This window comes from Nocardioides sp. GXQ0305, assembly GCF_050880345.1.
Lineage (GTDB): Bacteria > Actinomycetota > Actinomycetes > Propionibacteriales > Nocardioidaceae > Nocardioides.
The window spans coordinates 473,983-493,126 of record NZ_JBNYXG010000002.1 but is presented as its reverse complement, the minus strand read 5'-3'; the positions used below and the strand labels follow the sequence as shown (position 1 = coordinate 493,126).

Sequence of the window (19,144 nt, the reverse complement as noted above, 5' to 3'; positions counted from 1 at the left end):
TCCCTTCGCAGGGGCGGATCATCCGACCAGGGCGGCCACGGCGTCGGCGAACACCTCGGTGTGGCGGTCGACGTCCGCCTCGGTGTGGTGTGGGCTGAACAGCGCCATGTTGTGGAACGGGGTCAGCAGCACGCCGCGGTTCAGGCACCACAGGTGCAGCAGCCCCTCCAGGTCCTCGTCGGTCGCCGCGGCGGCGGCCGCGCCGTCGCGGGGCGGGGGGCAGAACCAGTACTCCGCCCGGCAGCCCAGCCGCTGCACGTGCCACGGCAGCCCGTGGCGCGCGATCACCTCCGCGACCCCCGCCGTGAACCGCGCGGCGAGGGGGACCGCGACGGCGAAGTCCTCCTCGCGGAGGGTGCTCGACAGCGTGGCCCGGGCGGCGGCGAGCGCCAGCGGGTTGGCGGTGAGGGTGCCGCCGACCCCCGAGACGTCGGCCTCGGCGCTCAGCATCGGGGCGAGCAGGCGGTCGGCGACGTCGCGGCTCATGCCGTACGCCGCCAGCGGCACGCCACCGGCGATCGGCTTGCCGACCACGAGCAGGTCGGGCTCGAGGCCCCAGGCCGCGGTGCAGCCGCCGGGGCCGGCGCACAGCGTGTGCGTCTCGTCGATGACGAGCAGCACGTCGTGGCGGCGGGTGATCCCCCGGACCGCCTCCGAGTAGCCCTCCTCCGGCAGCACGATCCCGATGTTGGTGAGCGCGGGCTCCATCAGCAGCGCCGCCACGTCGCCCTCGGCGAGCCGCCGGTCCAGCGCCTCGAGGTCGTTGAACGGGACGACCGCCGTGGTCATGGCGACGTCGACCTGTGGTCCCATCGCGCCGGGGCGCGGCACCACCCGGTCGCCGTCGAGCACGGCGAGGGTCTCGTCGACGGTGCCGTGGTAGCACCAGTCCATCACCGCGATCCGGGGCCGGCCGGTCAGGTGACGGGCGAACCGCAGCACGAACCGGTTGGCGTCGGTCGCCGACATCGCGAACTGCCAGCGGGGGAGCCCGAAGCGGTGGGTCAGCTCCTCGGCGACCCAGCTCGCGTCCGCGGAGGGCAGCATCGTGGTGATCCCGCGGGGCGCCTGGGCGTCGATCGCGGCGACCACCTCGGGCAGCGCGTGCCCGGTCATCGCTCCGGTGTCGCCGAGGCACAGGTCGACGTACCGGACACCGTCGACGTCGGTGAGCTGAGCTCCGGTGGCCGACGCCACGAACACCGTGAATCCGCCCGGCCACCGCGTCATCCACGGCATCGGCACCCCGGCCAGCAGCGACCGCCCGGCCTCGGCGGCGAGCTCGGCCGACCGTGGGTGGAGCGCCACGAACCGGGCCTCCTCGTCGGCACGCAGGGAGGCGAGGCGGTCGCGGTCGATCATGGAGGCAATCTAGGGCCGCCCCGCGCCCCGTGGCGACCGTCGCCGGTCAGGCGTACGGCGTCCCGAGCGGAGCCGTGCCGGCCTCCCGGGCGGCTGCGTCCCCGACCGTCCTGGTCGAGACCAGAGACTCGCGGCCGGAGCCGCTGGAGGCGTCCAGCGTGAGCACCAGGCCGACGCCCGGTGCGTAGAGCTTGTACTCCAGCACCCGCGGCTCGAGCGTGGTGGTGTCGGCGGTGAGGAGCACGTCCGTGTAGTGCCCGGCCGACGCCTGTGCCTGCTGGCCGTTGGCGAGCACCTCGCCGTTGTCCTCGGCGTGCCCGGCGTACCACTCCTGGCGGTACGACGTCCCGGGCTGCGGCTCCGCGGGCATGATCACGCCCGGGAGGGCGCCGTCGACCCCGGCCTCGAACGACCCCTCGCGGGTCACGACCTCGCCGTCCTCGAGCTCCACCGTGTCCTCCCCGAGGTACCAGACGTTGCCGCTCGAGTCCTGGGCGTACCAGTCGAAGGTGTCCTCGATGACCTCGCCGTCCTCGGTCACGGTGTCGCGCACCACCCGCGCCTCGACGCCGTTGGCCACTCTGCGGGTCTCCGACGTCACGGTGACCACCACCTCGAGGACGCCGCCCTCGCCGTCGGTCTCGCGGTAGACCCACCGGCGCCCAGGATCGAGTGGGAAGAACCGGTGGTCGGAGTTCGCCGTGAAGTCGGCCGGGTCGAGGTCGGCCGGCTGGTCGCCCCGAGGCAGCGGGGTCGCGGACCCGGCCTGCGTCCCGGCGGTCGTGGTGCAGCCGGCGAGGCCGAGCAGCACCACCGTGATGATGGTGGCGGTCCGGTGCAGGTTCATTCCCCCACCGTGCGCCCCGGTCGCTGAAGCGCGCCTGAACCGCCGCTGCACCCGCCCTGAGCGCGGCCGACCGGTCGGCGTACCTTCGACCCGACATGGACGACGACACCGACCGGCCCGGCGTCCGCCCGGCCCGGCCCCACCAGCGGCTGACCGAGGACGGCCGCCGGATGCGCGAGGTCCTCAGCTACTCGCGCCGCGGCAGCCGGTTCACCCCGTCGCAGACCGCGGCCTGGGAGGCGCACGCCGACAGCTGGGTGATCCCCGACGACGCCGTCGACGACCGGGGCTTCCGGCTGGCCGACTGGTTCGGGCGCGAGGCCCCGCTCGTCGTCGAGATCGGCCCGGGCGTGGGGGAGGCCACCGGGGTGCTGGCGGCGGCGCGTCCCGACCACGACGTGCTGGCCCTCGAGGTCTGGCGGCCGGGGGTCGCCAGCGCCCTCGCCGAGGTGGCGGCCGCGGGGGCGGTCAACGTCCGGTTCTGCTCGGTGGACGCGGCCTGGGTGCTCCGGCACGTGGTCGCGCCGGACTCCCTGGCCGAGCTCTGGACCTTCTTCCCGGACCCGTGGCCGAAGAAGCGGCACCACAAGCGGCGCCTCGTCGACGGCGGCTTCGCAGCGCTCGCTGCGTCCCGGTTGCGGCCCGGCGGCTGGTGGCGGCTGGCGACCGACTGGGCCGACTACGCCGACCAGATGCGCGAGGCGCTCGACGCGCAGCCGTCGCTGTCGGGCGGAACGGTGGAACGCTGGGCCGAGCGGCCGGTCACCAAGTTCGAGCGCAAGGGGATCGCCGCAGGGCGGACGATCACCGACCTGGCGTACGTGCGGGGATGAGACCGGCGGCGACCAGCAGCTCCTCGACCTCCAGCCGGGCGACCTCGCGGTCCATGCCCTCGGGGACGTCGGCCAGCGGGTCGACGAGCCCCATCGCCCGGCACGCGTCCGCCAGGGTGTCGTCGTACGCCGCGAGCACCCCGCGCCGGCGGGCGACCGGCGTGTGGGGGTCGAGGCCGGCCAGGTCGGCCCGGATCCGCTGCAGGTCGCGGGCCAGGCGCTCGACGCGGGGCGGCAGCACCGGCGGGTCCGGGGCGATCAGCCCGCGCCGGACGCCGAGCCGTTGCACGGCGCGCACACCTGCGGGCGCATACAGGAACACCGCGATCACGACAGCGGCGACGGCGGTGACCCCGGCGAGGTAGACCACGCCCGACATGGGTCCACGGTAGGCGGGAGGGCGCCGGGGGGCCAGAGTCCGGCAGCAAGTCGACATCTCGTGGCAGGAACGCCCACACCAGGGTGCGCCGGACGCTCCTACGATGGGTTGCCGTGACCCAGACGCTGCCCCGCCGCACCGGGCGCGGTCTCCACCGGGCGTGGTGGGTCGCCGCCGTGACCATGGCGGCACTGGTGGCCGCGGCGGGGTTCCGCTCCTCGACCGGGGCGCTCCTGGTGCCGCTCGAGGAGGAGTTCGGCTGGTCGCGAGCGACCACGAGCGGTGCGGTGAGCCTGAACCTCATCGTCTACGGCCTCACCGCCCCCTTTGCCGCCGCCCTGATGGAGCGGTTCGGGCTGCGCAGGGTCGTCTCGGCGTCGCTGCTGCTGGTCGCCGTGGGGTCGGGGCTGACGCTGGTGATGACCAGCCCCTGGCAGCTCTGGCTGCTGTGGGGGTTCGCGGTCGGGATCGGGACCGGTTCGATCGCCCTGGTGTTCGGCGCGATCGTCGCCAACCGCTGGTTCGTGCGCCATCGGGGCGTCGTGGTGGGCGTCTTCAGCGCCGCCAGCTCCACCGGGCAGCTGGTGTTCCTGCCGGTGATCGCGGCGCTGGCGGCCGGGCCCGGGTGGCGGTACGCCGCCGCGATCGTCGCGGGGTTCGCGCTGCTGCTGGTCCCCGCGGTCTGGGCGCTGCTGCGGGACCACCCCGCCGACGTCGGCACCACGGCGTACGGCGCCGACCCGACCGTCGGCCAGGTGCCCGCCCCCGCCCCGCCCGTCGGACGCCGGAGGCCCGGAGCGGCCGCGCTCGCCCTGTCCACGCTGCGTGACTGCTCCCGCAGCGGGACCTTCTGGATCCTGGTCGGCACCTTCTGGATCTGCGGCTGGTCGACCAACGGCCTGATCGGCACCCACTTCATTGCCGCGGCGCACGACCACGGCATGCCGGCCACCACCAGCGCGACCCTGCTGGCGCTGATCGGCATCTTCGACATCGTCGGCACCGTCGCGAGCGGCTGGCTCACCGACCGCGTCGACAGCCGTTACCTGCTGTTCGCCTACTACGGGCTGCGGGGGCTGTCCCTGCTGGTCGTCCCGATGCTCCTCGGGCCGCACGTCGAGCCCAGCCTGTTCGTGTTCGTCCTCTTCTACGGGCTCGACTGGGTGGCCACGGTGCCGCCCACGGTGGCGCTGTGCCGCCAGCACTTCGGGATCGAGCGGTCGGGCGTGGTCTTCGGCTGGGTGTTCGCCTCCCACATGGTCGGCGCCGGCGTCGCGGCCAGCTTCGCGGGCTGGATCCGCACCACCCAGGGTGACTACCTGCTGGCCTGGCTGACGGCCGGGGGACTGTGCCTGGCCGCCGCCGTCGCCTGCCTGCTGGTGCCACGGCGGCCCGACCTCGAGACCACCGCCTGAGCCAGACTCCCAACCGATTTGGCGCACCCGGGGGCCGTCTGCCAAGATGGTCCGGTTGCTTCGGCGGGTTGCCGGGGTGCACCACACATCTTGACTACTGAATCGCGTCTCACGAGCACGTGCCGGTGGTCCCTGTGTGGCCGCACCGCACCGTGAGACCCGATCGGCCCGACCCGAGGTCGGGCGCCACCAACGCACAGCTTCATCCACGCGGCCTCGTGTTGCGCCTCAGATGCGCGACACGCCCGACCGCGGGGGTCGGAGGCCGAGGGGGTGGCGGAGGCAGCGCCGGACCCCGACCGGGGCCTCCGGACCCAGACGCGGCACCGACTACGACGAAGGACGAGAGAGACCTATGGCGGGACAGAAGATCCGCATCAGGCTCAAGGCCTATGACCACGAGGTGATCGACACCTCGGCGCGCAAGATCGTGGACACCGTCACCCGTACGGGTGCCAAGGTCGCCGGCCCGGTGCCGCTGCCGACCGAGAAGAACGTCTACTGCGTCATCCGCTCGCCCCACAAGTACAAGGACTCCCGCGAGCACTTCGAGATGCGCACCCACAAGCGCCTGATCGACATCATCGACCCCACCCCCAAGACCGTCGACTCGCTGATGCGCCTGGACCTGCCGGCCGGCGTCGACATCGAGATCAAGCTCTGAGGGCCGAGGAGCACCCACGATGACTGCCACTTTCGAACGGAACGTGAAGGGCCTGCTGGGCACCAAGCTCGGCATGACCCAGCTCTGGGACGACGACAACCGGGTCGTCCCCGTGACCGTGATCGCCGCGTCCACCAACGTGGTCACCCAGGTCCGCCTGCCCGAGACCGACGGCTACAACGCCGTCCAGGTCGGCTTCGGCGAGATCGCGGGCCGCAAGGTCACCAAGCCGAGCGCCGGGCACTTCGCCAAGGCCGGCACCACCCCTCGCCGCCACGTGGTCGAGATCCGCACCAGTGACGCCGCGTCGTACGCGGTGGGCCAGGAGCTCGGCGTCGACACCTTCGCCGCCGGCGACGAGATCGACGTGACCGGCACCAGCAAGGGCAAGGGCTTCGCCGGAACCATGAAGCGCCACGGCTTCTCCGGTGTCGGCGCCTCCCACGGTGCCCACCGCAACCACCGCAAGCCGGGCTCCATCGGCGCCTGCGCCACCCCGGGCCGCGTCTTCAAGGGCGTCCGGATGGCCGGCCGGATGGGCACCGACACGGTGACCACCCAGAACCTCACCGTCCACGCGGTCGACACCGACAAGGGCCTGATCCTGGTCAAGGGCGCCGTGCCCGGCCCCAAGGGCGGCCTGGTCGTGCTGCGCACCGCCGCGAAGAAGAGCCCTGAGAACGGAGCGGTCTGACCATGGCTACCACCGACAAGACCAAGACCGTCAAGGTCGACCTCCCCGCCGCCATCTTCGACGTCGAGGTCAACGTCCCGCTGATCCACCAGGTCGTGGTGGCCCAGCAGGCCGCGGCCCGCCAGGGCACCGCTGCCACCAAGACCCGCGGCGAGGTCCGCGGCGGTGGCCGCAAGCCCTACAAGCAGAAGGGCACCGGCCGCGCCCGCCAGGGCTCGACCCGGGCGCCGCAGTTCGCCGGCGGTGGCACCGTCCACGGACCGCAGCCCCGCAGCTACGCCCAGCGGACCCCCAAGAAGATGAAGGCCGCCGCGCTCCGTGGCGCCCTGTCCGACCGGGCCCGCAACGACCGGATCCACGTCGTCGACGCCCTGGTGAGCGGCGACAAGCCGTCCACCCGGACCGCCCTGAGCGCTCTCGGTGGGCTGTCCGACCGGACCCGGTTCCTCGTGGTGCTCGAGCGGACCGACTCGCTGACCTGGCTCTCGCTGCGCAACGCGCCCGAGGTGCACATCGTCGCGGTCGACCAGCTCAACACCTACGACGTGCTGGCCTCCGACGACGTGGTGTTCACCAAGGGCGCCTACGACGCGTTCGTGGCGGCCGCCACCAGCGACAAGTCGGCCAAGGCCGAGGAGGGCGACAAGTGAGCACGCTGCACAAGGACCACCGCGACGTCCTGATCGCGCCGGTGGTGTCGGAGAAGAGCTACGGCCTCCTCGACGCCAACAAGTACACCTTCCTGGTGCGCCCCGACGCCAACAAGACCGAGATCAAGATCGCGGTCGAGAAGATCTTCGACGTCAAGGTCACCTCGGTGAACACGATCAACCGCCAGGGCAAGTCCCGCCGTACCCGCTACGGCATCGGCAAGCGCGCGAACACCAAGCGCGCCATCGTCAGCCTCGCTGAGGGCCACCGCATCGACATCTTCGGCGCCTGAGCCGCGCCACGAAGGAACGAGAGACATGGCTATCCGCAAGTACAAGCCGACCACCCCGGGCCGTCGCGGCTCCTCGGTGGCCGACTTCGTCGAGATCACCCGGACCACGCCGGAGAAGTCGCTGACCCGTCCGCTGCCCAAGAAGGGCGGCCGCAACAACCAGGGCCGGATCACCACCCGTCACCAGGGCGGCGGTCACAAGCGGGCCTACCGGATCATCGACTTCCGTCGCTACGACAAGGACGGCGTTCCGGCCAAGGTCGCCCACATCGAGTACGACCCGAACCGCACCGCCCGGATCGCGCTGCTGCACTACGCCGACGGGGAGAAGCGCTACATCATCGCCCCGGTCGGCGTCGTCCAGGGCGCCACGATCGAGTCCGGCCCCAACGCCGACATCAAGCCCGGCAACAACCTGCCGCTGCGCAACATCCCGGTCGGCACCACGATCCACTGCGTGGAGCTGCGGCCCGGTGGCGGCGCCAAGATCGCGCGCTCCGCGGGCATCCGGGCCCAGCTGGTCGCCAAGGAGGGGTCGCGCGCCACGCTGCGGATGCCCTCCGGCGAGATGCGCTTCGTCGACGTGCGCTGCCGCGCCACGGTCGGCGAGGTCGGCAACGCCGAGCAGTCCAACATCAGCTGGGGCAAGGCCGGCCGGATGCGGTGGAAGGGCAAGCGCCCGACCGTCCGCGGTGTCGTGATGAACCCCGTCGACCACCCGCACGGCGGTGGTGAGGGCAAGACCTCCGGTGGTCGCCACCCGGTCAGCCCGTGGGGCCAGCCCGAGGGCCGGACGCGCAAGCGCAAGGCCTCCGACTCCCAGATCATCCGTCGCCGCCGTACCGGCAAGAAGCGCTGACCAGGAGAGATAGAAGATGCCTCGCAGCCTGAAGAAGGGCCCCTTCGTCGACGACCACCTGATGAAGAAGGTGGACGCCGAGAACGACAAGGGCAGCCACAACGTCATCAAGACCTGGTCTCGTCGCTCGATGATCGTCCCGGCCATGATCGGCCACACGATCGCGGTGCACGACGGCCGCAAGCACGTCCCGGTGTTCGTGACCGACTCCATGGTCGGCCACAAGCTCGGGGAGTTCGCCCCGACCCGCACCTACCGCGGGCACGTGAAGGAAGACCGGAAGGGCCGCCGTCGCTGACGGTGCCCCCAAGTCGTACACAGTGACTGGAGTCGAAAGATCATGAGCGTTACCGAGCGCCGGCGCACCAGCGCCCGCCGCGAGTCGCTGCTCGGCGACCAGCCGGGAGCCTTCGCGAGCGCCCGCTTCGTGCGGATCACGCCGATGAAGGCCCGCCGTGTCGTCGACATGGTGCGCGGCCTGCCCGTCGACGAGGCCCTCGCGCTGCTGCAGTTCGCACCGCAGGCCGCGGCCCAGACCGTCTACAAGGTGCTGGAGAGCGCCATCGCCAACGCCGGGACCACCGAGGGTCTCGACCGTGGCGACCTGGTGGTCTCCGTCGCCCAGGTCGACGAGGGCCCGACGATGAAGCGGTGGCGGCCGCGCGCACAGGGCCGGGCCACCCGGATCCTGAAGCGCACCAGCCACATCACCCTGGCGGTCCAGCCCGCGGAGGTCGTCGCGGCCGCCAAGAACGTCAAGAAGGGACGGCGTGCCTGATGGGCCAGAAGATCAACCCGAACGGCTTCCGCCTCGGCATCTCCACGGACCACAAGTCCCGCTGGTACGCCGACAAGCTGTACAAGTCGTACGTCGGCGAGGACGTCGCGATCCGCAAGCTGCTGTCCAAGGGCATGGAGCGGGCCGGCATCGCGAAGGTGGAGATCGAGCGCACCCGTGACCGGGTCCGCGTCGACATCCACACCGCGCGTCCCGGCATCGTCATCGGTCGCCGTGGCGCCGAGGCCGACCGGATCCGTGGCGAGCTCGAGAAGCTCACCGGCAAGCAGGTGCAGCTGAACATCCTCGAGGTCAAGAGCCCCGAGATCGACGCTCAGCTGGTCGCCCAGGGCGTGGCCGAGCAGCTCGCGGGCCGGGTGCAGTTCCGGCGCGCCATGCGCAAGGCCATGCAGACCTCGATGCGTTCCGGCGCCAAGGGCATCCGGATCCAGTGCTCGGGCCGCCTCAACGGCGCCGAGATGTCGCGCACCGAGTTCTACCGCGAGGGCCGGGTCCCGCTGCACACGCTGCGGGCCGACATCGACTACGGCTTCTACGAGGCGAAGACCACCTTCGGCCGGATCGGTGTGAAGGTCTGGATCTACAAGGGCGAGGTCGCCGGCACCCGTGCCGAGCGCCAGGCCCAGGCTGCTGCCCGCGCCGGCGTCCCCGGCCGCGGCGGCCGCCCGTCCCGCGGCGGCGACCGTCCGAGCCGTGGCTCGCGTGGTGACCGTCCGTCCCGCGCCGACCGCGCCACCGAGGCCGCTCCCGCGGCGGAGGCGGCCCCCGCGGCGGCGCCCGCCACCACCGATGGCACTGCCATTCGAGAGGGCGCCTCCGGCGCCACCTCAGGAACCACCGGAACGGAGGGCTGAGCGTTGTTGATGCCCCGTCGCGTCAAGCACCGCAAGCAGCACCACCCCAAGCGGCGTGGTGTGGCCAAGGGTGGGACCACCCTGGCGTTCGGTGACTTCGGCATCCAGGCGGTCGAGGGTCACTACGTGACCAACCGCCAGATCGAGTCCGCCCGTATCGCCATGACCCGTCACATCAAGCGTGGCGGCAAGGTGTGGATCAACATCTACCCCGACCGTCCGCTGACCAAGAAGCCGGCCGAGACCCGGATGGGTTCCGGCAAGGGCTCGCCCGAGTGGTGGGTGGCCAACGTCAAGCCCGGTCGCGTCATGTTCGAGCTGTCCGGCGTGGACGAGGGAACGGCCCGCGAGGCGATGCGCCGCGCGATCCACAAGCTCCCGATGAAGTGCCGGTTCGTGTCCCGTGAGGCAGGTGAATTCTGATGGCGAACAAGCTCAAGGCCCACGAGCTCGACGAGCTGAACGACATCGACCTCGAGGCGCGGCTGCGCGAGGCCAAGGAGGAGCTGTTCAACCTCCGCTTCCAGGCGGCCACCGGCCAGCTGGAGAGCCATGGCCGGCTCCGCACGGTCAAGAAGGACATCGCCCGGATCTACACCGTGGTGCGCGAGCGTGAGCTCGGCATCCGGTCGACTCCCGGCGCTGACGAGGCTGCATCTGACAAGGAGGGTGCTTCCGCATGAGCGAGCAGCAGACGCGCAGCACGCGCAAGGTCCGGGAGGGCCTGATCGTCTCGGACAAGATGGACAAGACCGTGGTCGTGGCCGTCGAGGACCGGGTCAAGCACGCCCTCTACGGCAAGGTCATGCGCAAGACCTCGAAGCTGAAGGCGCACGACGAGCAGAACGACTGCGGCATCGGTGACCGGGTCCGGATCATGGAGACCCGCCCGCTGTCGGCCACCAAGCGCTGGCGGGTCGTCGAGATCCTCGAGCGCGCCAAGTAACGGGCCACCAGATCTGACCCGGGCGCCGCCCGGATCCGACCACGAGTTCCCCCAGGCTCACCGCACGTGAGAACCGGGGCGACAAGGAGAGACAGACATGATTCAGCAGGAGTCGCGACTCAAGGTCGCCGACAACACGGGTGCCAAGGAGATCCTCTGCATCCGTGTGCTCGGTGGCTCGGGCCGTCGCTACGCCGGCATCGGTGACGTCGTCGTCGCCACCGTGAAGGACGCGATCCCCGGCGGCAACGTCAAGAAGGGCGACGTCGTCAAGGCCGTCGTCGTGCGCACCGTCAAGGAGCGCCGTCGCTCCGACGGGTCCTACATCCGCTTCGACGAGAACGCCGCCGTCATCCTCAAGGCCGACGGCGAGCCGCGCGGGACCCGCATCTTCGGACCCGTCGGTCGCGAGCTGCGCGAGAAGCGGTTCATGAGGATCGTCTCGCTCGCGCCGGAGGTGATCTGACCCAATGGCCAAGCAGGGGAAGAAGACTGTGAACATCAAGAAGGGCGACCAGGTCCGGGTCATCTCCGGCAAGGACAAGGGCGCCGAGGGCAAGGTCATCCGGGTGCTCCGCGAGGAGCAGCGGGTGATCGTCGAGGGCGTCAACCGGATGAAGCGCCACACCAAGGTCATCGACCAGGGCGGCCGCGCCGGCACCACCGGCGGCATCATCACCGCCGAGGCCCCGATCCACGTGTCCAACGTGATGCTGGTCGAGGGCGACGGGGTCACCCGGGTCGGCTTCAAGCGCGAAGAGGTCACCAAGCGCCGTCCCGACGGCTCGACGTACACCTCCACGCGCAGCGTCCGCGTGTCCCGCAAGACCGGGAAGGAGATCTGAGATGACCGAGACCGCAGCAACCACGGAGAAGGTCACCCCGAGGCTCAAGACCCGCTACCGCGAGGAGATCATCCCCGCGCTCCAGAGCGAGTTCGAGATCGCGAACGTCATGCAGGTCCCCGGCCTGGTCAAGATCGTGGTCAACATGGGTGTGGGCGAGGCCGCCCGCGACTCCAAGCTGATCGAGGGTGCCGTCAAGGACCTCACGGCCATCACCGGCCAGAAGCCGATGGTGACCCGGGCCCGCAAGTCGATCGCCCAGTTCAAGCTGCGCGAGGGCATGCCGATCGGCGCCCACGTGACGCTTCGGGGCGACCGGATGTGGGAGTTCCTGGACCGGCTGCTGGCGCTCGCGCTGCCCCGGATCCGCGACTTCCGTGGCCTCTCGCCCAAGCAGTTCGACGGCCGCGGCAACTACACGTTCGGCCTGACCGAGCAGGTCATGTTCCACGAGATCGACCAGGACCGACTGGACCGTTCGCGGGGCATGGACATCACGGTCGTGACCACCGCCACCAACGACGACGAGGGACGCGCGCTGCTCAAGCAGCTCGGGTTCCCCTTCGCGGAGCGCTGAGAAGGAGCTAGAGAGATGGCGAAGACTGCACTCAAGGTCAAGGCCGCCCGCAAGCCGAAGTTCGCGGTGCGTGGCTACACGCGCTGCCAGCGCTGCGGCCGGCCCAAGGCCGTCTACCGCAAGTTCGGCCTGTGCCGCATCTGCCTGCGCGAGATGGCCCACCGGGGCGAGCTGCCCGGCGTGACCAAGTCCTCGTGGTGAGCAGGACGACCACCAACCGCTGAAGGTCCCGTCCGCGGACGGGAAACCACAGAAGAGAGAGAACCACCAACCATGACGATGACTGACCCGATCGCAGACATGCTGACCCGTCTGCGCAACGCCAACCAGGCGTACCACGACGACGTGACGATGCCCTACAGCAAGCTCAAGCAGGGCGTCGCCGAGATCCTCCAGCAGGAGGGCTACATCACGTCCTTCGAGGTGCAGGACGCCGAGGGCCCCGGCAAGCTGCTGGTGATCACCCTCAAGTACGGCCGCAACCGGGAGCGTTCCATCGCGGGCGTCCGCCGGATCAGCAAGCCCGGCCTGCGCGTCTACGCCAAGCACACCGGTCTCCCGAAGGTGCTGGGCGGCCTGGGTGTCGCGATCATCTCGACGAGCCAGGGTCTGCTGACCGACCGCCAGGCCAACCAGAAGGGCGTGGGTGGGGAAGTCCTCGCCTACGTCTGGTAACCCGACGAGAGAGCGAAGGAGACAACAAGCATGTCGCGCATTGGCAAGCTTCCCATCGCGGTGCCGTCGGGTGTCGACGTCGCGATCGACGACCGCCTGGTGACGGTCAAGGGGCCGAAGGGCACCCTGAGCCACCGGGTGGCCACCCCGATCAGCGTGGAGAAGAACGACGGCGTCCTCGAGGTCAAGCGCCCCGACGACGAGCGGGAGAGCCGCTCGCTGCACGGCCTGACCCGGACCCTGATCAACAACATGGTCGTCGGTGTCACCGAGGGCTACGAGAAGAAGCTCGAGATCTTCGGCGTCGGCTACCGCGTGCTGTCGAAGGGCCCGACCCAGCTGGAGTTCCAGCTCGGCTACAGCCACTCGATCACCTTCGACGCCCCCGAGGGCATCACCTTCACCGTCGAGGGCCCGACCAAGCTCGGGGTGCAGGGCATCGACAAGCAGCTGGTCGGCGAGACCGCGGCCAACATCCGCAAGCTGCGCAAGCCCGAGCCCTACAAGGGCAAGGGCGTTCGCTACGCGGGTGAGCACATCCGCCGCAAGGTCGGAAAGGCTGGTAAGTGACCATGGGCATCAAGCTCTCCCACCACAAGCACACCTCGACCCGGACCCGGGCGCGGCTGCGCCGCCAGGTCCGGGGTCGCAAGAAGGTCGCCGGCACCGCCGCGCGTCCGCGGCTGGTCGTCACCAGGTCCTCGCGCCACATCACGGTGCAGGTCGTCGACGACCTGGTCGGCAAGACGCTGGCCTCGGCCTCCTCGATGGAGTCCGACCTGCGCACCCTCGACGGCGACAAGACCGCCAAGGCCAAGAAGGTCGGCGAGCTCGTCGCCGCCCGGGCCAAGGACCAGGGTGTCGAGTCGGTCGTCTTCGACCGGGCCGGCAACAAGTACCACGGCCGGATCGCGGCCCTGGCCGACGGCGCCCGCGAGGGCGGCCTGACCTTCTGATGGCAGACATGACATTCAAGGGAGTTATCTGATGAGCGGATCCCAGCAGCGCGGACAGCGCGCCGGTGGCGGCCGCGGTGGCCGCGACGGTGGTCGCGGTGGCCAGGAGAAGAGCCAGTACCTCGAGCGCGTCGTGGCGATCAACCGGGTCGCCAAGGTCGTGAAGGGTGGTCGTCGCTTCAGCTTCACCGCCCTCGTGATCGTGGGTGACGGCGAGGGCATGGTCGGCGTCGGCTACGGCAAGGCCAAGGAGGTCCCGGCCGCCATCGCCAAGGGTGTCGAGGAGGCCAAGAAGAACTTCTTCCGGGTCCCCCGCATCCAGGGCACCATCCCGCACCCGGTGCAGGGTGAGAAGGCCGCCGGCGTGGTGCTGCTGCGGCCGGCCGCCCCCGGTACCGGTGTGATCGCCGGTGGCCCGGTGCGCGCCGTCCTGGAGTGCGCCGGCATCCACGACGTCCTGAGCAAGTCGCTCGGGTCGTCCAACCAGATCAACATCGTGCACGCGACCGTCGAGGCGCTCCGGATGCTCGAGCAGCCGGAGTCGGTGGCGGCCCGGCGCGGCCGTCCCGTCGAGGAGGTCGCCCCGGCGGCCCTGCTCAAGGCCCGCGCCGAGGTGCCCGAGGGCGTCTCCCAGGAGGTGTCGGCCTGATGGCGCAGCTGAAGGTCCAGCAGAAGAGGTCGACGATCGGCTGCAAGTCCAACCAGCGGGAGACCCTGCGCACGCTGGGTCTCAAGCGGATCGGCGACGTCGTGATCAAGGAGGACCGGCCCGAGATCCGGGGCATGGTCCAGACCGTCCGTCACCTCGTGACGGTCGAAGAGGTGGAGTGACATGACGCTGAAGCTGCATCACCTGCGCCCGGCGCCGGGAGCCAAGACCGCCAAGACCCGCGTGGGTCGCGGCGAGGGCTCCAAGGGCAAGACGGCCGGCCGCGGAACCAAGGGCACCAAGGCCCGCAACCAGGTGCCGGCCTCGTTCGAGGGTGGGCAGATGCCCATCCACATGAGGCTGCCCAAGCTCAAGGGCTTCAAGAACCCGTTCAAGGTGGAGTTCCAGGTCGTCAACCTCGCCCGGATCAACGAGCTGTTCCCCGACGGTGGCGACGTGACGGTGGCCGACCTGGTCGCCCGCGGCGCGGTCCGCAAGGGCCAGCCCGTCAAGGTCCTCGGCCAGGGCGACCTGTCGGTCAAGGTCGACGTCACCGCCCACGCCTTCTCCGGCTCCGCCAAGGAGAAGATCGAGGCGGCCGGCGGGAGCACCACGACCATCTGAGCGCCCGATGCGAGCGAGAGCGGCCCGAGGTTGCCTGTTAGGCTTCCTCGGGCCTCTCGCCGTCGCGGGTCTCGCCTGCTGACGCCATGACTGAAGGGGCCTGGCCCCACCCAGCTGGGAGGAAGAAGAAGCCGTGCTGAGCGCGTTCGCCAACGCATTCCGGACTCCGGACCTGCGGCGCAAGTTGCTGTTCGTGCTGCTGATCATCACGATCTTCAGGCTCGGGTCCCAGGTGCCCTCGCCGGGGGTCGACGTGGCCAACGTGCAGACCTGCCTCGACCAGGTCCAGGACCAGGGCCTCTACAGCCTGATCAACCTGTTCTCGGGCGGTGCGCTGCTCCAGCTGACGATCTTCGCTCTCGGGATCATGCCCTACATCACCGCGAGCATCATCCTGCAGCTGCTCGTCGTGGTGATCCCGCGCCTGGAGGCCCTCAAGAAGGAGGGCCAGGCCGGCCAGGCGAAGATCACCCAGTACACGCGCTACCTCACCCTGGGCCTCGCGCTGCTCCAGGCGACCGGCATCGTGGCGCTGGCCCGCTCCGGCAACCTGCTGCAGGGCTGCACGCTCAACCTGCTCCACGACGACAGCACCCAGACCTTCCTGATCATGGTGATCACCATGACGGCCGGCACCGCGGTCATCATGTGGCTCGGTGAGCTGATCACCGAGCACGGCATCGGCAACGGCATGTCGCTGCTGATCTTCACCCAGGTCGTGGCGACCTTCCCGTCCTCGATGTGGCAGGTGCGCATCTCCCAGGGCTGGTGGGTCTTCGGGATCGTGATGGTGATCGGGTTCGTGATCATCGCGGCCGTGATCTTCATCGAGCAGGCCCAGCGCCGGATCCCGGTCCAGTACGCCAGACGGATGGTCGGACGCAAGATGTTCGGCGGCTCCTCGACGTACATCCCGCTCAAGGTCAACCAGGCGGGCATCATCCCCGTGATCTTCGCGTCGTCGCTGATGTACCTGCCGGCGCTCGCCGTCCAGTTCAACCAGAACAGCTCGTCGGCGTGGGTGCAGTTCATCAACAAGTACTTCGTCCAGGGCGACCACGTGCTCTACATGGCGGTGTTCTTCGCCCTGATCATCTTCTTCACCTACTTCTACGTGTCGATCACCTTCAACCCCCAAGAGGTGGCCGACAACATGAAGAAGTACGGCGGCTTCATCCCCGGGATCCGGGCGGGCAAGCCGACCGAGGACTACCTGTCCTACGTCCTGTCCCGCATCACGCTGCCGGGGGCGCTCTACCTGGGCCTGATCTCGCTGATCCCGCTGGTCGCCCTGGTCCTGATCAACGCGAACCAGAACTTCCCGTTCGGCGGCACGTCCATCCTCATCATGGTCGGCGTCGCCCTCGACACGGTGAAGCAGATCGAGAGCCAGCTCCAGCAGCGCAACTACGAAGGATTCCTGCGCTGACATGTCCGCCGATGAGACCACGGTGGCGCTCGGCGATTCCGCACTGACGCCGACCGTGGGTAAGAATCAGCCATGAGACTGATCCTGATGGGCCCCCCGGGAGCGGGGAAGGGAACCCAGGCCTCCCGGGTCGCCGAGCACTTCGGGATCCCGGCGATCTCGACCGGGGACATCTTCCGGGCGAACGTGTCGCAGGGGACCGAGCTGGGCGTCGAGGCCAAGCGCTACATGGATGCCGGTGAGTACGTCCCCGACGAGGTGACCAACCGGATGGTCCGCAACCGGATCGACGAGGCGGACGCCGAGCCGGGCTTCCTGCTCGACGGCTACCCCCGCACCCTGGCCCAGGTCGAGGAGCTCGACGGGATGATCCGCTTCACCGGGCACAGCCTCGATGCGGCCGTGGTGCTGACCGTCGACTTCGAGGAGCTGGTCCAGCGCCTCCTGCACCGCGCCCGGACCGAGGGTCGGGCCGACGACACCGAGGACGTCATCCGACGCCGTCAGGAGGTCTACGCCGAGCAGACCGAGCCGCTGATCGACGTCTACCGCCAGCGCGGCATCCTCGTCGAGATCGACGGCATGGGTCCGGTCGACGAAGTCACCAAGCGGATCTTCGACGCCCTCGATGTCGTTCCTCAGTCGTGACGAAGTCACGACTGAGGAGCATCGGTGGTTGAGCAGCGAGCGCGATCGAGGGACGAGGTCGCGACCGAGCGTGTCGAAACCCGGTGCGACGAAAGCAGACCGTAGCCAAGAGGAGCGGACCAGATGGGTTGGGCTGATCGCGGCATCGAGATCAAGACGCCGGAGCAGATCGAGGTCATGCGTCGCGCCGGCCTGGTGGTCGGCCGCACGCTCGAGCTGCTGCGCGAGTCGGTGCGCGCGGGCGTCACGACCGGGGAGCTGGACCGGATCGCCGAGGACCACATCCGCTCCAGCGGCGCGGTCCCGTCGTTCAAGGGGTACAGCCAGCCGCCGTTCCCGGCGTCCATCTGTGCCTCGGTCAACGACGAGGTCGTGCACGGCATCCCCGGCGACCGGGTGCTCGCCGACGGCGACGTGATCTCGATCGACTGCGGCGCGATCGTCGACGGCTGGCACGGCGACGCCGCGATCACCGTCGGCGTGGGCGAGGTCGCTCCCGACGTCGTCGAGCTGATGCGCGTCACCGAGGAGGCGCTGTGGCACGGCATCGCCGCCGCCCGTCTCGGCGGCAGGCTCACGGACATCTCGCACGCGGTGGAGTCCCACGTCCGGTCCCAGCCGCACCCGACGGGCGGGTCCTGGGGCATCCTCGAGGAGTACGTCGGCCACGGCATCGGCTCCGCCATGCACCAGCCGCCGAACGTCCCCAACTACGGCCGCCCCGGCCGCGGGCCCAAGCTGGTGCGTGGCATGGCGCTGGCGGTCGAGCCGATGGTGACCCTCGGCAGCAACCGCACCGAGCTGCTCCCGGACGAGTGGACCGTCGGGACGACCGACGGCAGCTGGGCGGCCCACTTCGAGCACTCCTTCACGCTGACGCCCGACGGCGCCTGGGTCCTGACGGCCCTCGACGGCGGCGAACAGCGTCTCAAGGAGCTCGGGGTCCCGTTCGGGGGATCCTGACCCGCTGTGCGAGGATGAGGCTCCAGGAGGGGAGTACTCCTACGTCTCGGTCTCGTCATCACGACTGCCCGCCCGCCGGTTGGTCCGGGGCCGCGGGCCGCTCACCGCGGCGGAAGAGACCTCCGAGGTAGTCAGCACCCCTCGACATCACCGGAGGTCCCGTGGACGTCAGCACCCTGGAGTGGGGCATCACCCTCGCCGTGACCATCGGCGTCCTGCTCTTCGACGTCGTCGTCATCGCCCGCAACCCCCACGAGCCGTCGATCAGGGAGTGCGCCGTCGCGCTCTCGGTCTACGTCGGGGCCGCCGTCGCGTTCGGCGCCTGGGTGTGGATCTACCACGGCCACGACTTCGGCATCGAGTTCTACACCGGCTGGCTGGTCGAGTACAGCCTCTCGGTCGACAACCTGTTCGTGTTCATCGTGCTCATGGCCGCGCTCAACGTCCCGCGCAAGTACCAGCAGGAAGCCCTGATGGTGGGCATCATCCTGGCGCTGGTCTTCCGCGGCATCTTCATCGCGGTCGGCTACACCCTGATCGACCGCTTCGTGTGGGTGTTCTTCATCTTCGGGGCCTTCCTCGTCTACACCGCCTACGGACTGGTCAAGAGCTACCGCACCCACGAGGACGAGCACCCCGAGGACAACCGGATCATCAGGTTCGCCCAGAGCCACCTCAACGTGGGGGAGGAGTACCGCGGCCTCCGGCTGTGGTGGAAGGACAACGGGGTCCGGGTCTTCTCGCCGATGGTGATCGTCATCCTGGCGCTGGGCCTGACCGACATCCTGTTCGCGCTCGACTCGATCCCGGCGATCTTCGGGATCACCCAGGAGCCCTACCTGGTGTTCACGGCCAACGTGTTCGCCCTGATGGGCCTCCGGCAGCTCTACTTCCTGCTGGGGGGCCTGCTCAAGCGGCTGGTGTACCTGTCGCTCGGCCTGTCGTTCATCCTCGCCTGGATCGGCGTGAAGCTGGTCATCCACGCGCTGCACGAGTACCACGTCGTCGAGTTCGAGGTCCCGACCCTGATGAGCCTCGCCGTGATCCTCGTGACCCTGGCCGTCACGGCCGTCGCCAGCCTGCGCAAGACCGGGGTGGAGGCGGTCACCGAGGAGCAGCGCCCGGAGGTGCCGCCGGCCCCCCCGAAGCCCCCGGAATCAGCGGAGGACCGCAGCGGTTGAGG

At 69.9% G+C, this 19,144-nt stretch carries 30 protein-coding genes; 27 read left to right on the top strand and 3 right to left on the bottom strand.

Annotated elements, in window-relative coordinates; all coding sequences use genetic code 11:
- Positions 1–18: 18 nt before the first annotated feature.
- Entirely contained in the window at positions 19–1,362 is a 1,344-nt protein-coding gene (locus ACQ1X7_RS07285) for a transaminase (protein ID WP_432477500.1), read from the bottom strand.
- A gap of 46 nt (positions 1,363–1,408) precedes the next feature.
- Positions 1,409–2,209 (bottom strand): hypothetical protein, encoded by an 801-nt coding sequence (locus ACQ1X7_RS07280; RefSeq protein WP_432477499.1) that lies wholly within the window; start codon positions 2,207–2,209, stop codon positions 1,409–1,411.
- 95 nt (positions 2,210–2,304) lie between these two features.
- On the opposite strand from ACQ1X7_RS07280, the gene trmB reads away from it, so the two are divergent.
- Positions 2,305–3,042, top strand: coding sequence for a tRNA (guanosine(46)-N7)-methyltransferase TrmB (trmB, locus tag ACQ1X7_RS07275; protein WP_432477498.1), 738 nt, complete (start codon positions 2,305–2,307; stop codon positions 3,040–3,042).
- Here the strand turns inward: trmB and ACQ1X7_RS07270 are convergent.
- Positions 3,014–3,421 carry a hypothetical protein gene (locus tag ACQ1X7_RS07270; protein WP_432477497.1) on the bottom strand — a complete coding sequence of 136 codons (408 nt, stop codon included), beginning with the start codon at positions 3,419–3,421 and terminating at the stop codon, positions 3,014–3,016. The genes trmB and ACQ1X7_RS07270 overlap by 29 nt on opposite strands.
- Positions 3,422–3,534: 113 nt before the next feature.
- On the opposite strand from ACQ1X7_RS07270, the gene ACQ1X7_RS07265 reads away from it, so the two are divergent.
- From ACQ1X7_RS07265 to ACQ1X7_RS07140, 26 genes are all read left to right on the top strand, one after another.
- A complete protein-coding gene (locus ACQ1X7_RS07265) occupies positions 3,535–4,836 on the top strand; it encodes an MFS transporter (protein WP_432477496.1) in 1,302 nt (433 codons plus the stop codon).
- A gap of 355 nt (positions 4,837–5,191) precedes the next feature.
- Positions 5,192–5,500 (top strand): 30S ribosomal protein S10, encoded by a 309-nt coding sequence (gene rpsJ / locus ACQ1X7_RS07260; protein ID WP_008360994.1) that lies wholly within the window; start codon positions 5,192–5,194, stop codon positions 5,498–5,500.
- A 19-nt stretch (positions 5,501–5,519) separates the two neighbouring features.
- Positions 5,520–6,194, top strand: coding sequence for a 50S ribosomal protein L3 (gene rplC, locus ACQ1X7_RS07255; RefSeq protein WP_432477495.1), 675 nt, complete (start codon positions 5,520–5,522; stop codon positions 6,192–6,194).
- 2 nt (positions 6,195–6,196) lie between these two features.
- Positions 6,197–6,844, top strand: coding sequence for a 50S ribosomal protein L4 (rplD, locus tag ACQ1X7_RS07250; protein ID WP_432477494.1), 648 nt, complete (start codon positions 6,197–6,199; stop codon positions 6,842–6,844).
- Entirely contained in the window at positions 6,841–7,137 is a 297-nt protein-coding gene (gene rplW, locus ACQ1X7_RS07245; RefSeq protein WP_432477493.1) for a 50S ribosomal protein L23, read from the top strand. Before rplD ends, rplW begins: the two co-directional genes overlap by 4 nt.
- Positions 7,138–7,162: 25 nt before the next feature.
- Entirely contained in the window at positions 7,163–7,996 is an 834-nt protein-coding gene (gene rplB / locus ACQ1X7_RS07240; protein ID WP_432477492.1) for a 50S ribosomal protein L2, read from the top strand.
- 16 nt (positions 7,997–8,012) lie between these two features.
- Complete coding sequence (gene rpsS, locus ACQ1X7_RS07235; protein ID WP_110182960.1) at positions 8,013–8,294, top strand: 30S ribosomal protein S19; 282 nt, start codon at positions 8,013–8,015, stop codon at positions 8,292–8,294.
- A 42-nt stretch (positions 8,295–8,336) separates the two neighbouring features.
- A complete protein-coding gene (gene rplV / locus ACQ1X7_RS07230) occupies positions 8,337–8,774 on the top strand; it encodes a 50S ribosomal protein L22 (RefSeq protein ID WP_432477491.1) in 438 nt (145 codons plus the stop codon).
- Positions 8,774–9,649, top strand: coding sequence for a 30S ribosomal protein S3 (gene rpsC / locus ACQ1X7_RS07225; RefSeq protein ID WP_432477490.1), 876 nt, complete (start codon positions 8,774–8,776; stop codon positions 9,647–9,649). Before rplV ends, rpsC begins: the two co-directional genes overlap by 1 nt.
- Before the next feature lie 3 nt (positions 9,650–9,652).
- On the top strand, positions 9,653–10,072 hold the full coding sequence (gene rplP / locus ACQ1X7_RS07220) for a 50S ribosomal protein L16 (protein WP_432477489.1): 420 nt from the start codon (positions 9,653–9,655) through the stop codon (positions 10,070–10,072).
- Entirely contained in the window at positions 10,072–10,332 is a 261-nt protein-coding gene (gene rpmC, locus ACQ1X7_RS07215; protein ID WP_432477488.1) for a 50S ribosomal protein L29, read from the top strand. The genes rplP and rpmC overlap by 1 nt, the downstream gene beginning before the upstream one ends.
- Positions 10,329–10,595 (top strand): 30S ribosomal protein S17, encoded by a 267-nt coding sequence (gene rpsQ, locus ACQ1X7_RS07210; RefSeq protein WP_432477487.1) that lies wholly within the window; start codon positions 10,329–10,331, stop codon positions 10,593–10,595. The genes rpmC and rpsQ overlap by 4 nt, the downstream gene beginning before the upstream one ends.
- Before the next feature lie 97 nt (positions 10,596–10,692).
- Positions 10,693–11,061 carry a 50S ribosomal protein L14 gene (rplN, locus tag ACQ1X7_RS07205; protein ID WP_432477486.1) on the top strand — a complete coding sequence of 123 codons (369 nt, stop codon included), beginning with the start codon at positions 10,693–10,695 and terminating at the stop codon, positions 11,059–11,061.
- 4 nt (positions 11,062–11,065) lie between these two features.
- Complete coding sequence (rplX, locus tag ACQ1X7_RS07200; RefSeq protein ID WP_432477485.1) at positions 11,066–11,440, top strand: 50S ribosomal protein L24; 375 nt, start codon at positions 11,066–11,068, stop codon at positions 11,438–11,440.
- 1 nt (position 11,441) lies between these two features.
- On the top strand, positions 11,442–12,017 hold the full coding sequence (gene rplE / locus ACQ1X7_RS07195) for a 50S ribosomal protein L5 (protein ID WP_432477484.1): 576 nt from the start codon (positions 11,442–11,444) through the stop codon (positions 12,015–12,017).
- A 15-nt stretch (positions 12,018–12,032) separates the two neighbouring features.
- Entirely contained in the window at positions 12,033–12,218 is a 186-nt protein-coding gene (locus ACQ1X7_RS07190) for a type Z 30S ribosomal protein S14 (RefSeq protein WP_011757321.1), read from the top strand.
- Between the two features lie 72 nt (positions 12,219–12,290).
- Positions 12,291–12,692 carry a 30S ribosomal protein S8 gene (rpsH, locus tag ACQ1X7_RS07185; protein ID WP_432477483.1) on the top strand — a complete coding sequence of 134 codons (402 nt, stop codon included), beginning with the start codon at positions 12,291–12,293 and terminating at the stop codon, positions 12,690–12,692.
- A 30-nt stretch (positions 12,693–12,722) separates the two neighbouring features.
- A complete protein-coding gene (rplF, locus tag ACQ1X7_RS07180; RefSeq protein WP_432477482.1) occupies positions 12,723–13,262 on the top strand; it encodes a 50S ribosomal protein L6 in 540 nt (179 codons plus the stop codon).
- Positions 13,263–13,264: 2 nt separating this feature from the next.
- Complete coding sequence (rplR, locus tag ACQ1X7_RS07175; RefSeq protein ID WP_432477753.1) at positions 13,265–13,648, top strand: 50S ribosomal protein L18; 384 nt, start codon at positions 13,265–13,267, stop codon at positions 13,646–13,648.
- 31 nt (positions 13,649–13,679) lie between these two features.
- Positions 13,680–14,297, top strand: coding sequence for a 30S ribosomal protein S5 (rpsE, locus tag ACQ1X7_RS07170; RefSeq protein ID WP_432477481.1), 618 nt, complete (start codon positions 13,680–13,682; stop codon positions 14,295–14,297).
- Positions 14,297–14,479 carry a 50S ribosomal protein L30 gene (gene rpmD / locus ACQ1X7_RS07165; protein WP_432477480.1) on the top strand — a complete coding sequence of 61 codons (183 nt, stop codon included), beginning with the start codon at positions 14,297–14,299 and terminating at the stop codon, positions 14,477–14,479. The genes rpsE and rpmD overlap by 1 nt, the downstream gene beginning before the upstream one ends.
- 1 nt (position 14,480) lies before the next feature.
- Entirely contained in the window at positions 14,481–14,921 is a 441-nt protein-coding gene (gene rplO / locus ACQ1X7_RS07160; RefSeq protein ID WP_432477479.1) for a 50S ribosomal protein L15, read from the top strand.
- Between the two features lie 133 nt (positions 14,922–15,054).
- Positions 15,055–16,350, top strand: coding sequence for a preprotein translocase subunit SecY (secY, locus tag ACQ1X7_RS07155; RefSeq protein WP_432477478.1), 1,296 nt, complete (start codon positions 15,055–15,057; stop codon positions 16,348–16,350).
- A 72-nt stretch (positions 16,351–16,422) separates the two neighbouring features.
- The gene (locus ACQ1X7_RS07150) at positions 16,423–16,998 is read left to right on the top strand and encodes an adenylate kinase (protein WP_432477477.1); all 576 of its coding nucleotides are present in this window, start codon (positions 16,423–16,425) and stop codon (positions 16,996–16,998) included.
- Positions 16,999–17,121: 123 nt separating this feature from the next.
- On the top strand, positions 17,122–17,961 hold the full coding sequence (gene map, locus ACQ1X7_RS07145; protein ID WP_432477476.1) for a type I methionyl aminopeptidase: 840 nt from the start codon (positions 17,122–17,124) through the stop codon (positions 17,959–17,961).
- Between the two features lie 161 nt (positions 17,962–18,122).
- Complete coding sequence (locus tag ACQ1X7_RS07140; protein ID WP_432477475.1) at positions 18,123–19,142, top strand: TerC family protein; 1,020 nt, start codon at positions 18,123–18,125, stop codon at positions 19,140–19,142.
- Positions 19,143–19,144: the final 2 nt, after the last annotated feature.

What these genes read in the sequence shown, in the direction of transcription:
- rplN (WP_432477486.1), top strand. Translation starts at nt 10,693, where the DNA reads ATGATTCAGCAGGAGTCGCGACTCAAGGTCGCCGACAACACGGGTGCC.
- rplB (WP_432477492.1), top strand. Translation starts at nt 7,163, where the DNA reads ATGGCTATCCGCAAGTACAAGCCGACCACCCCGGGCCGTCGCGGCTCC.
- rpsJ (WP_008360994.1), top strand. Translation starts at nt 5,192, where the DNA reads ATGGCGGGACAGAAGATCCGCATCAGGCTCAAGGCCTATGACCACGAG.
- trmB (WP_432477498.1), top strand. Translation starts at nt 2,305, where the DNA reads ATGGACGACGACACCGACCGGCCCGGCGTCCGCCCGGCCCGGCCCCAC.
- rpsC (WP_432477490.1), top strand. Translation starts at nt 8,774, where the DNA reads ATGGGCCAGAAGATCAACCCGAACGGCTTCCGCCTCGGCATCTCCACG.
- rplD (WP_432477494.1), top strand. Translation starts at nt 6,197, where the DNA reads ATGGCTACCACCGACAAGACCAAGACCGTCAAGGTCGACCTCCCCGCC.
- rpsE (WP_432477481.1), top strand. Translation starts at nt 13,680, where the DNA reads ATGAGCGGATCCCAGCAGCGCGGACAGCGCGCCGGTGGCGGCCGCGGT.
- rpmD (WP_432477480.1), top strand. Translation starts at nt 14,297, where the DNA reads ATGGCGCAGCTGAAGGTCCAGCAGAAGAGGTCGACGATCGGCTGCAAG.
- ACQ1X7_RS07280 (WP_432477499.1), bottom strand. Translation starts at nt 2,209, where the DNA reads ATGAACCTGCACCGGACCGCCACCATCATCACGGTGGTGCTGCTCGGC.
- ACQ1X7_RS07285 (WP_432477500.1), bottom strand. Translation starts at nt 1,362, where the DNA reads ATGATCGACCGCGACCGCCTCGCCTCCCTGCGTGCCGACGAGGAGGCC.
- map (WP_432477476.1), top strand. Translation starts at nt 17,122, where the DNA reads ATGGGTTGGGCTGATCGCGGCATCGAGATCAAGACGCCGGAGCAGATC.
- rplF (WP_432477482.1), top strand. Translation starts at nt 12,723, where the DNA reads ATGTCGCGCATTGGCAAGCTTCCCATCGCGGTGCCGTCGGGTGTCGAC.
- rpsH (WP_432477483.1), top strand. Translation starts at nt 12,291, where the DNA reads ATGACGATGACTGACCCGATCGCAGACATGCTGACCCGTCTGCGCAAC.
- rpmC (WP_432477488.1), top strand. Translation starts at nt 10,072, where the DNA reads ATGGCGAACAAGCTCAAGGCCCACGAGCTCGACGAGCTGAACGACATC.
- ACQ1X7_RS07190 (WP_011757321.1), top strand. Translation starts at nt 12,033, where the DNA reads ATGGCGAAGACTGCACTCAAGGTCAAGGCCGCCCGCAAGCCGAAGTTC.
- rplV (WP_432477491.1), top strand. Translation starts at nt 8,337, where the DNA reads ATGAGCGTTACCGAGCGCCGGCGCACCAGCGCCCGCCGCGAGTCGCTG.
- rpsS (WP_110182960.1), top strand. Translation starts at nt 8,013, where the DNA reads ATGCCTCGCAGCCTGAAGAAGGGCCCCTTCGTCGACGACCACCTGATG.
- rpsQ (WP_432477487.1), top strand. Translation starts at nt 10,329, where the DNA reads ATGAGCGAGCAGCAGACGCGCAGCACGCGCAAGGTCCGGGAGGGCCTG.
- rplX (WP_432477485.1), top strand. Translation starts at nt 11,066, where the DNA reads ATGGCCAAGCAGGGGAAGAAGACTGTGAACATCAAGAAGGGCGACCAG.
- rplO (WP_432477479.1), top strand. Translation starts at nt 14,481, where the DNA reads ATGACGCTGAAGCTGCATCACCTGCGCCCGGCGCCGGGAGCCAAGACC.
- ACQ1X7_RS07150 (WP_432477477.1), top strand. Translation starts at nt 16,423, where the DNA reads ATGAGACTGATCCTGATGGGCCCCCCGGGAGCGGGGAAGGGAACCCAG.
- ACQ1X7_RS07270 (WP_432477497.1), bottom strand. Translation starts at nt 3,421, where the DNA reads ATGTCGGGCGTGGTCTACCTCGCCGGGGTCACCGCCGTCGCCGCTGTC.
- rplC (WP_432477495.1), top strand. Translation starts at nt 5,520, where the DNA reads ATGACTGCCACTTTCGAACGGAACGTGAAGGGCCTGCTGGGCACCAAG.
- rplE (WP_432477484.1), top strand. Translation starts at nt 11,442, where the DNA reads ATGACCGAGACCGCAGCAACCACGGAGAAGGTCACCCCGAGGCTCAAG.
- rplR (WP_432477753.1), top strand. Translation starts at nt 13,265, where the DNA reads ATGGGCATCAAGCTCTCCCACCACAAGCACACCTCGACCCGGACCCGG.